The sequence below is a fragment of the Vibrio sp. 811 genome (assembly GCF_033339195.1).
Genome location: NZ_JAWOUB010000024.1, coordinates 43,002 through 54,038, shown reverse-complemented (window position 1 = coordinate 54,038; position 11,037 = coordinate 43,002). Strand labels below are relative to the sequence as shown.

General features: G+C 46.0%; 9 protein-coding genes. 3 read left to right on the top strand and 6 right to left on the bottom strand.

Going from position 1 to position 11,037, the window contains the following annotated elements; genetic code table 11:
- Positions 1-437 precede the first annotated feature (437 nt).
- The 6 genes from fre to trxA all read right to left on the bottom strand — a co-directional run bounded on the left by fre (position 438) and on the right by trxA (position 6,258).
- The gene (gene fre, locus R7Q46_RS22145; protein WP_005382872.1) at positions 438-1,151 is read right to left on the bottom strand and encodes an NAD(P)H-flavin reductase; all 714 of its coding nucleotides are present in this window, start codon (positions 1,149-1,151) and stop codon (positions 438-440) included.
- 14 nt (positions 1,152-1,165) lie between these two features.
- On the bottom strand, positions 1,166-1,435 hold the full coding sequence (locus R7Q46_RS22140; RefSeq protein WP_206954917.1) for a 2Fe-2S iron-sulfur cluster-binding protein: 270 nt from the start codon (positions 1,433-1,435) through the stop codon (positions 1,166-1,168).
- Entirely contained in the window at positions 1,432-3,285 is a 1,854-nt protein-coding gene (ubiD, locus tag R7Q46_RS22135) for a 4-hydroxy-3-polyprenylbenzoate decarboxylase (protein WP_085570149.1), read from the bottom strand. Before ubiD ends, R7Q46_RS22140 begins: the two co-directional genes overlap by 4 nt.
- 91 nt (positions 3,286-3,376) lie before the next feature.
- Positions 3,377-4,369, bottom strand: coding sequence for a hypothetical protein (locus tag R7Q46_RS22130; RefSeq protein WP_262647735.1), 993 nt, complete (start codon positions 4,367-4,369; stop codon positions 3,377-3,379).
- Positions 4,370-4,475: 106 nt separating this feature from the next.
- Complete coding sequence (rho, locus tag R7Q46_RS22125; protein ID WP_005378757.1) at positions 4,476-5,735, bottom strand: transcription termination factor Rho; 1,260 nt, start codon at positions 5,733-5,735, stop codon at positions 4,476-4,478.
- 196 nt (positions 5,736-5,931) lie between these two features.
- Positions 5,932-6,258 carry a thioredoxin TrxA gene (trxA, locus tag R7Q46_RS22120; protein WP_004745500.1) on the bottom strand — a complete coding sequence of 109 codons (327 nt, stop codon included), beginning with the start codon at positions 6,256-6,258 and terminating at the stop codon, positions 5,932-5,934.
- 111 nt (positions 6,259-6,369) lie between these two features.
- Between trxA and rhlB the strand changes: the two genes are divergently transcribed.
- The 3 genes from rhlB to R7Q46_RS22105 all read left to right on the top strand — a co-directional run bounded on the left by rhlB (position 6,370) and on the right by R7Q46_RS22105 (position 11,019).
- Positions 6,370-7,689 carry an ATP-dependent RNA helicase RhlB gene (rhlB, locus tag R7Q46_RS22115; RefSeq protein ID WP_213872146.1) on the top strand — a complete coding sequence of 440 codons (1,320 nt, stop codon included), beginning with the start codon at positions 6,370-6,372 and terminating at the stop codon, positions 7,687-7,689.
- Positions 7,690-7,709: 20 nt separating this feature from the next.
- Complete coding sequence (gene gppA / locus R7Q46_RS22110; RefSeq protein ID WP_053306516.1) at positions 7,710-9,203, top strand: guanosine-5'-triphosphate,3'-diphosphate diphosphatase; 1,494 nt, start codon at positions 7,710-7,712, stop codon at positions 9,201-9,203.
- A gap of 172 nt (positions 9,204-9,375) precedes the next feature.
- Positions 9,376-11,019: a sugar nucleotide-binding protein gene (locus R7Q46_RS22105; RefSeq protein ID WP_262647734.1), complete on the top strand. Its 1,644-nt coding sequence runs from the start codon at positions 9,376-9,378 to the stop codon at positions 11,017-11,019.
- The last annotated feature ends 18 nt before the right edge of the window (positions 11,020-11,037 follow it).

The window sequence follows — 11,037 nt, the reverse complement described above, 5'->3', positions numbered from 1 at the left end:
ACATAAGTAATGTTTGAATTGACTGTGCTGAATCTTTCGATTCAATGGTCACTTCGTTTCATTGAAACCTAATTTGAAGCCGAAGCTTCTAATTGGATTATCATCAACGAGTGCCCACACAGATTGATAGGTCTATATTGTTAAAGAGCTTGCTTTGCGAGAAGTTTTTCTCTCAAAGCGGAGGTGCATTCTAGCGATTTAATTGACAGTGTCAAACACTTTTTCAATTTTATTTTTCGTAGAAGCTTTCACCTCTCCGACCCTGCTGAAGCCTTATCGCATCTGCCGTGTCGGTGGATGCGCATTATAGGGAACTCAGATCCGTTCGCAACCCTTTTTTGAAAAAAAATGGAAAAAAATGACTGTTCGATGACTATTTCATCAAAAAAGCAAAAAAGAGGGTAAAAAACCCTCTTTTTCTGCCTTAAAAGCCGTATTTAAATGAATGCGTACGCGTCTGCGAACATACGTTCGCTCTTCGCTTTCTTGTTCTGAGTGAACTGTTCACGTGCTGCGCCAGCCATTTCAAAACGACCTGCAATATAGATATCGTAGTTTTCTAAGCTTTCGAAATCTTCAGCTACAGCTTGTAGCACGTTACCAACTTTACCTTGCCAGTCTGCAGGAGCTTCTTCTACTACTGGCACAAAGTGAACATTGGCAAACTTGTCGGCAATCTCGACCAGTTCGTCTTTAGCATAAAGCTGGCAGTTATCGCGCGCGCCCCAATATAAATAGATAGGATTGGTTTTATTCTGCGCTACGCAGTGATCCAGAATCGAGCGAACATAACTGAAGCCTGTACCACCAGCAATTAATAATAATGGGCGTTCGCTTTCTTCTTGAACCCAAGCATCGCCATGTGGCGCATCAATTTCAATCTGACCATCAGTTTCAAGCGCCGCTTGCATTGCTTCGACAACTTCTTGTGCATAAGCGTTGTGTTCCGCCGCACCGATGTGCAGTTCAAGTTCACCTTCATGACGACAAGGGCTGCTTGCGATAGAGAAAGGACGTTTGTCTTTTTCACCCATCACCACCATTAGGTACTGACCCGCTTTAAAAGGCACTGGTGATTCTGGATGAAGAAGGATTTGGTAAGTATTACAAGCTAACGGCTGAATAGACTTTACTTTACATTGGATGGTCATGGTGTTCCTCTCGCTTACTCGTCAAAAGTAAGCACTAAATTACTTTCTGTATAGGCTTGGCAAGGGAATATCCAACCTTGCTGTTGCTCTTTTTCGGTTAGCATAGGTTCGAGGTGATAGCTCACCTCGCCCGTTAGCTTTTTACACATGCACATGGCGCAAGCGCCAACTTGGCAACGGTGTGGGAAGCGAATATTGTTGTTGAGCGCAGCTTCTAACACCGTCTCCCCTTCTTTTACTTGGAATGCAACGTCCATTGGTAGAAGGTGGACTTGATGACTCATAGAATACCTAACTGGTCCCAAATCTCATCGACTTTAGCCACAAGTTTAGGATCTTTTTTGATAGGCGTACCCCACTCGCGCGTGACTTCAGATTCGAACTTGTTGGTCGCATCCAGTCCTAATTTGGATGAACTCTCAGTCTTACCAAGCACTTGAATCGTGTCTCTATCTGGGTCCATTCGAGTTGTCACCGCCCAAATGATGTCATTCCAATCTCGTGCATTAACGTCATCGTCGCACAAAATGATGAATTTGTTATCCGTGTACTGAGCAAAGAAGCCCCATAGATATTCCATCAATTCTTGGGATTGACCAGCTTGGTCTTTCTTCATAGTCACGACAGCAAATTGGTTGTTTGCTGTAACTGGAAGATAGACGTCAACAATCTCAGGGCGTTGCTGTTTCAACTCATTCAGTTCTGCTTCGGTAATCGCTTTGCTGTCTCGCTCAGTGACCTCGGTTCGCGTCGCCAGCTCGGCATCCCATTTAATGGTCGCATCCAAGCCCATTTTGGAGCCAAGCCCAACCACTGGTGAAGCAAAGTCGAGCGAGTCGATTGGCGTGTTATCTATCATCAAGGTATCACGTACAGGATCCATATGCTCTGACATGGCTTTCACGACATCATTCCAATCTCGTGCGTTTACCGATTCATCGCACACAATAACAAACTTGGTATACATGAATTGACGTAAGAAAGACCACACGCCCATCATTACGCGCTTGGCATGTCCTGGGTACTGCTTCTTCATGGTGACGACGGCCATTCGGTACGAACAACCTTCTGGCGGAAGATAGAAGTCTTCAATCTCTGGGAATTGCTTTTGCAAAATAGGCACAAACACTTCGTTTAATGCCACACCCAATACAGCTGGTTCATCTGGCGGACGACCTGTGTAGGTGCTGTGATAAATAGGGTCTTTACGCATAGTAATGTGCGTAATAGTAAATACGTGGTGCTTTTCTTTTTCGTTATAGTAGCCAGTGTGGTCACCGTAAGGACCTTCATCAGCAAACTCGTTCGGGTCGATATAGCCTTCCATCACGATTTCCGCGCTCGCTGGCACTTCCAAATCGTTGCTGACTGACTTCACGACTTCCGTTTTGCTTCCACGTAGCAAACCTGCAAATGCGTATTCCGATAGCGTATCTGGCACTGGTGTTACTGCGCCAAGAATGGTTGCTGGGTCTGCACCAAACGCGACCGAAACTGGGAAAGGTTTACCTGGGTTGGTTTCCATCCAATCGCGCAGATCAAGCGCACCACCACGATGGGCTAACCAACGCATGATGATTTTGTTCTTGGCAATTTTCTGCTGACGGTAAATGCCTAGGTTCTGACGTTTCTTATTTGGACCTTTGGTTACGGTTAAGCCCCAAGTAAGCAGCGGCGCTACATCTTCTGCCCAGCAGCTCATTACCGGAATTTTATCCAAGTCGACTTCATCACCTTGCCAAACAATGTCTTGGCATGGTGCTTTACGTAAACGCTTAGCCGGCATGTTCAATACTTGTTTGAACACAGGCAGTTTTTCTAAAGCGTCTTTGAAGCCTTTTGGTGGCTCAGGTTCTTTTAAATAAGCCAGCAGCTTACCGACTTCTCTTAATTCTTTAACGTCTTCACGTCCCATACCGATTGCGACACGCTCTGGTGTACCAAACAGGTTAGTCAAAACAGGTACGTCGTAGCCGATTGGGTTCTCAAACAACAGCGCAGGTCCACCAGCACGCAAGGTGCGGTCGCTGATTTCTGTCATTTCATAAGCGGGATCGACAGGGTGAGTGATGCGTTTAAGTCGACCTTTCTGTTCTAGGTGGTCGATAAATTCGCGTAAATCCTTAAAACTCATAGGCCTTCATGCTGGCTGATTAAACTGTCCGCAGTATAACAAATAGGAGGACGCTAAGATCCTCCTATTTTGTGTGGGTATGTGAGCAAGATTACTTTAATACTTGTTCAATCTGCCGAGTCTTTATCTGATGGTTCGAAGATACTAACTCTTCCAACCAGATTTGATGCCCTTGTTGAGCAAGCTCTCGAGCAACCATGGTTGCTTCTTCTGATAACGCCATTTTTCTAACTAGAAACTGCTTTACTTGCGGAGATAGAGGGTTAGATTTTGTAAGTAGACTAATAGCTTCTGGCTTGAGTGATGGGTTAACTGTGGCATTCATCAGTTGCTGAATGGAAAAAACGTCTCCAACCGCAGCTAAACGCTCAAGTTCGGACTGGCTGTTGTAATCGGCTTTCATCCGCCAGAGTAAGTTGTACACTTCCTCATCCTGACTAACTTGTGCCAACCTGACTATCACGGCCGTCGAGGGTAACCAACTGGTCACATTTGCTTTGGTTAACTGGGCCGTTAATGCAGCAAGCGCATTGGGTGATAAGCTGTCTAACTCTCGAATCAAAAGCGCTTCACGCGCTTGAGCTTGTTGAGATGGCCCTGTAAGCCATTGCTTTAAGTTAAGCTCTCTTCGTTCAGCTTGTAAGACAAAGTCCAAGGTACTTTGGTCTTGTTTCCAACGCTTAATCAAGCGACTCGCAATAACGGGAAAGTTAAAAGCGGGCACACTAAATTCATACCCATCACCTCGCTCTAACACTTGATAAGTCGGGGTCATACGGATCTGGGACTCAACAAACAGAGCCATTCGAGGCGTGAGAATCACATCTTGCTTTTCAAGCTTTTCCAATAATTGAAAGCGCACCACCTCTTGTTGAGGCAAAGCAAGTCGATCAAGGGCAAATTTAAGCGAGTCGACTTCATCTCTGACAGCGTAATCAAGCAGTTCAGAGACTTTAGTCTGTATTTGAGTATCCTGAAGCCACTGTTCTACTACAGACTCATGCATTTCCTTGGCAGATAATGTCGCAGGTAGAGTGATAAGTGACAAGCTCAGGAGTAATGACGACAACATTCCTTGTTGCATGTTAACCTCCCGATAACATTTCCTTCATTCTGATACTTCTATCGGGAGAAAGCAATAAAAAAGCCACCGATATACGGTGGCTTTTCGCAGAATCACTTATCTGAGATTATTGACGACGCATCGCATCGAAGAACTCATCGTTGGTCTTCGTCATCGCTAGCTTATCGATTAGGAACTCCATTGCGTCGATTTCGCCCATTGGGTGAACGATCTTACGCAGAATCCACATCTTCTGTAGTTCGTCAGTCTTCGTCAGTAGCTCTTCACGACGTGTACCTGAGCGGTTAAAGTCAATCGCAGGGAATACACGCTTCTCAGCAATCTTACGGTTCAAGTGCAGTTCCATGTTACCTGTACCCTTGAACTCTTCGTAGATAACTTCATCCATTTTAGAACCAGTATCTACTAGTGCCGTTGCGATGATAGTTAGGCTGCCGCCTTCTTCTACGTTACGTGCAGCACCGAAGAAACGCTTAGGACGATGTAATGCGTTTGCATCCACACCACCAGTTAGTACTTTACCTGATGAAGGCACTACGGTGTTGTAAGCACGAGCTAGACGAGTGATAGAGTCAAGCAAGATAACCACGTCTTTCTTATGTTCAACAAGACGTTTTGCTTTCTCGATCACCATTTCCGCTACTTGTACGTGACGAGATGCTGGCTCATCGAAAGTCGACGCAACCACTTCACCTTTAACTAGGCGCTGCATCTCAGTTACTTCTTCTGGACGTTCGTCGATAAGAAGAACCATCAACTCACACTCTGGGTGGTTGTACGCGATGCTTTGCGCGATGTTTTGCAGAAGCATTGTTTTACCCGCTTTAGGCGGAGCAACAATCAGACCACGTTGACCTTTACCGATTGGCGATGCCAAGTCTAAAACACGTGCTGTAATGTCTTCTGTTGAACCGTTACCACGCTCCATAACCATGCGCTCATTCGCATGTAGAGGGGTAAGGTTTTCAAATAGGATCTTGTTACGGGCGTTGTCTGGTTTATCGTCGTTAACGGTATTGACTTTTAGAAGGGCAAAGTAACGTTCACCGTCTTTTGGTGGACGAATTTTACCAGCGATAGAGTCACCAGTACGTAGGTTAAAGCGACGAATCTGACTTGGTGATACGTAGATATCGTCCGGACCCGCAAGGTATGAACTATCTGCACTGCGTAGGAAACCAAAGCCGTCTTGCAGAATTTCCAGAACCCCATCGCCAAAGATGTCTTCGCCGCCTTTCGCGTGCGCTTTTAAAATCGCGAAGATGATGTCTTGTTTTCTTAAGCGAGCTAGGTTCTCTAATCCTAAGCTTTCGCCCAGTTTTACAAGGTCAGACACAGGTCTGTTCTTCAGTTCGGTAAGGTTCATGGTGGTGGATTCTTGTTTAGTCAAAATAAGATCTGTTTTCTAGTTAAGATGGATTTGGTCTCAGGATCGACCAAGAAGAGAAATTTGTTCAATTAACGCGCGATAAGTTAGCACTAATTAGTATTCTAGTCCAGAGTTAGAAAAACAAAACCGTGCATTGTAACTTTGCACGGTTTTATCTGTAATCACTTGGTGATTATAAGTTTGCGTCTAGGAACTCTTTCAGTTGAGTTTTAGACAGAGCACCTACTTTCGTTGCCGCTACGTTACCATCTTTAAATAGTAATAGCGTTGGAATGCCGCGAATACCAAACTTAGGTGGTGTACCTGCGTTATGGTCGATGTTTAGTTTACCGATAGTGAGTTTGCCTTCGTACTCGTCTGCGATTTCGTCCAAAATAGGAGCGATCATTTTACAAGGACCACACCATTCTGCCCAAAAATCCACTAGAACCGGGCCTGCAGCGTTGATTACATCGTTTTCAAAACCGTCATCAGTTAGCTGCAAAATCTTATCACTCATCTTCCACTCCAATGTGTTTTTCGAAACTGGTTGGATGATAACCAGTAATTAGATGCCCTATTGGAATGTATTTACTTTCGTATTGCAAGCTTTAGCTGATATTCTATAGCCATGAAAAAGACGCATATCACAGAGCAAAAGTTCGCCGATTTGGGCTTAAAGCCCCAAGTTATTGAAGGATTGGACAAAAAAGGGTTCGAATTTTGTACCCCTATCCAAGCCTTGGCGTTGCCGGTCCTGCTCACCGGCCAAGACATCGCAGGCCAGGCCCAAACGGGTACTGGTAAAACGCTCGCGTTTCTTACTGCTACGTTCAACCACCTTCTGACGACTCCGGAACATGAAGGTCGTAAGCCTACACAGCCACGCGCAATTATTATGGCGCCTACACGTGAGCTCGCTATTCAGATTTACAATGATGCAGAATCATTAACTGAAAGCACAGGTCTAAAAACCGCTCTAGCTTACGGTGGTGAAAGCTACGACAAGCAACTTGCGAAACTGCAAGACGGCGTAGATATTCTGATCGGAACAACAGGCCGTATCATCGATTTCTACAAACAGCGCGTATTTAACCTCAACAACATTCAAGCTGTTGTTCTGGACGAAGCCGACCGCATGTTCGATCTTGGCTTTATTAAAGACATTCGCTTCTTGTTCCGTCGTATGCCAGAACCAAAAGAGCGTTTGAACATGCTGTTCTCAGCTACGCTTTCTTACCGCGTTCAAGAACTGGCATTCGAACACATGAATACTCCTGAGCATGTCGTTGTCGAACCAGAACAAAAAACTGGCCACCGTATCCAGGAAGAGCTTTTCTACCCTTCGAATGAAGACAAAATGGCACTGCTTCAAACACTAATTGAAGAAGAGTGGCCAGATCGCGCTATCATTTTTGCCAATACCAAGCATAAGTGTGAATCGGTTTGGGGTCATTTGGCTGCCGATGGACATCGTGTAGGCCTTCTTACTGGCGATGTACCGCAGAAGAAGCGTGAGAAGATTCTTGAGCAATTCACCAAAGGTTATGTCGACATCTTAGTTGCAACTGACGTTGCAGCGCGTGGTCTGCATATTCCTCAGGTAACGCACGTTTTCAACTACGACCTTCCTGACGACTGTGAAGATTATGTTCACCGTATTGGCCGTACTGGTCGCGCTGGTGCGAGCGGTCATTCGATCAGTTTTGCTTGTGAAGAGTACGCGGTTAACCTACCAGCAATCGAAGAATACATTGAGCATACAATCCCAGTTTCAGAGTACGATTCGTCGGCACTGATTCAAGATCTACCAGCTCCGATTCGTATGCGTGCACCACGCAACCAACAGCGCCGCACGAATACTGGCGGTACCCGTTCTGGTTCTGGTAACCGTAAGCCGCAGGGACGTCGTCCACGCCAACCGCGTCAATCGGCACCAAAACAATCGTAATAGGAAACTGAGTTCGTTTTATGAGTCAAGCAGGATCATCACCGCTATATGCCGCCATCGACCTCGGGTCGAACAGTTTTCACATGCTCGTTGTGCGTCACATCGATGGCAGCGTTCAAACAATGGCTAAAATTAAGCGCAAAGTTCGTCTAGCAGCGGGCTTAGATGAACATAATTCTCTTAGTATGGAAGCTATGCAGCGAGGATGGGACTGCTTAAGTCTATTTGCGGAACGCTTGCAGGACATTCCTAAACAAAACATTCGCATCGTCGGTACTGCAACATTACGTACCGCGACCAATGTAGATGTATTTTTAGAAAAGGCTAACCAAATTCTAGGCCAGCCTATCGAAGTGATTACTGGTGAAGAAGAAGCTGCCACTATCTATAAAGGTGTCGCTCACACCTCTGGCGGTAGTGGTCGTCGCCTTGTAGTCGATATCGGTGGAGCAAGTACCGAACTGATTATCGGTGAAGGTTTCGAAGCCAAAGCACTGACCAGCTTAAAAATGGGCTGCGTGACTTGGCTTGAAAACTTCTTTAAAGATCGCCAATTGAATGCTCGTAACTTTGACGCGGCAATTGAAGGAGCGAAACAGACCATCCAGCCGATTTTAGAACGTTATACAGAAATTGGTTGGGATGTGTGCGTTGGTGCATCAGGCACTGTTCAGGCATTGCAAGAGATAATGCTGGCGCAAGGCATGGACGAAGTAATCACTCACTCCAAACTCAAGCGTCTACAGAAGCAAGCCATGTTGGCCGACCATTTAGAAGAGCTCGATATTGAAGGCTTAACACTTGAGCGCGCATTAGTGTTCCCTAGTGGCCTCTCTATTTTGATTGCCGTTTTTGAATTGCTTGAAATCGATGCTATGACACTGGCTGGCGGCGCACTACGCGAAGGCTTAGTGTATGAGATGGTTGAAGAGCTTCGTCAAGAAGACATTCGTGCCCGCACTATCGCTAGCGTACAAAATCGTTATCAGCTCGATCACCAATACGGTGAACAAGTCGCTAGTCTGGCACACACGCTTTTACAGCAAGCTGGGGGCGATGAGTGGATTACAGAGCCTCAGGGCAAGATATTACTCGAGACCGCCGCAAAACTGCATGAAATTGGCTTAACTATCGATTTCAAAAAAGGCGGAGAGCATAGTGCTTACTTGCTGCAGAATTTGGATCTGCCTGGTTACACGCGCGCGCAGAAGTTCTTTATTGGTGAAGTGGCTCGTCGCTATCGCGAACAACTCACTTCTTTACCTGAGCAGCATGCATTATCAGGCTCGAGTGCAAAACGAGTATTGAGATTGTTGCGTCTTGCGGTTCTGCTCAGCCATCGTCGCAATCCTGATCTAGAGCCAAATGTGACTCTAACGGTTGAAGGCGACAATCTAACGTTACACATTGATGCGCAATGGCTAGAGAAAAACCCACTGACTGCGGCTGAGTTGGAAATTGAATCCAACCGTCAGACAGACATCGGCTGGCCATTAAATATCGTAGCAAAATAAGCGAATATCACTGCCTTACAATACTAAAGCCCAGGCGTTCGCTTGGGCTTTTTTGCTTCTATTTCCCCTACAAAACGTGCTGCCCAGCAAAAATCTCAGCTTCTCCGCTCTACATCGAAAAACAGCCATGCTTTATTGATAAACACGATTTAGCCAACCAAGATGCACCATAATGAAAACCGTTTTAATGACTGGCTTAACTGGCACTCTCGCCCCTATAGTTGCTCATCAGTTCCAACTTCGCGGCTGGAATGTATTGGAATGGAATCACCATCAAATCCCGCCGGATGATCTACAGCAAAGTGAGCAATTTTGGCAGCAGCACCACATTGATGCGGTGTGCCATATGGCGATGGGGAGTGAAGCGTGGGCAGCGTGGCTTGGTGAGCACTGCAAACGCCATAATATTCCTTACCTCTTTGTCAGCACAGCAATGGTATTTGATGCCACAAAAAACGGGCCTTATGGCATCTTTGAAGAAAGAAACACCCAAGATGATTACGGCAAATACAAAGTTCGTTGTGAAGATGCAATCTGGCAAGCAAATCCAGATGCGATGGTTGCTCGAATTGGTTGGCAGCTCCATCACCAAGCAGAAGGCAATAACATGTTGGCGCATCTCAACCGCCAACATGAAGAGTACGGCGTTATTACCGCTAGCACAGCTTGGTATCCCGCGACTTCTCATATGGACGATACTGCACTCGCCTTTTTGCAGCTTATTGAGCGGAACGAAGCCGGTTTATACCATCTTGATAGCAACTTAAAGGATAAGTGGAATTTCTACGAACTCGTTTGTGCACTCAAACAGCATTACAACAAGCCATGGCAAGTGCTGCCAAGCAATGACTATCACCATGACCAACGTCTAACCGATGAACGAATTGCCTTGCCGCCATTGAGTGAACGTTTCAACAAATCAGAGCAAATCCAGCAAGCCGGCATCATAGGAATCAACTGGGGACGCACGCACATTCCGCACTATAGAAACAATGGTGTATCGGTCACAACGTTATGCGCCAACCAAATAGAACCGCTTCAGCAAGCGTGCAGTGAAGAAGCAATCCCAAAGGCAGAAACGAACATCAGCGCACTCAAGCAACTTGATGTAGTGACAATCGCGACACCTGCGCATACTCATGCAGAGATAATTAAGAAGTTAGGTTCAACCAAGCTAATTTGTGAAAAGCCATTGGTGGGATTGAATTCCGACATCACTCACTGGCAGCAACCGAACTCCAACCTATTGGTTAATTACGCCTTTGCTCAGCTAGAGACCGCCAAGACGATAGAGAAGTGGCTCGCCTCGCAAACCCAACCTTGTGTGGTCAATCTAGTCACCCAAGTTAATCTACCAGGCACCTTCACGCTCAAAGAGTGGTTTCTTGAGACAGCTAGCCACCCTATTTCTTGGTTGCTGCATTGCTTCGGAGACTACTCTCAATCAACACTGGTTGAGGAAAACGGCCAACTGATCGTTGAGCTGCAATGTGACGACCACCAGCTAAGGTTTGTATTTGAACTAACAGGTGAACCGGGCATCGAGCACAATCTAACGATTCAATCCAACCAGACCTTAACCAGCAAAGGCTACTACCGTGTCGGAGAAAAATGGCGTTTCGAGCCCATTCTCGTTAATGGCAACGCGATAAATGATGGAGAGTACAGCGAGTCTGATTGCTGGCAGGACGCCAATCAACGCAGTGTCGGTTTGATGTTGGCGATGTTCAATCAAAGCATCAGCTGGGATAACGGCCTGCAACTTGGCGCCTTCGATGCGCAAAAAGCCATTTTGATTGAGAAGATGCTCTGTTAGCCATTTCACCAGCGAGCT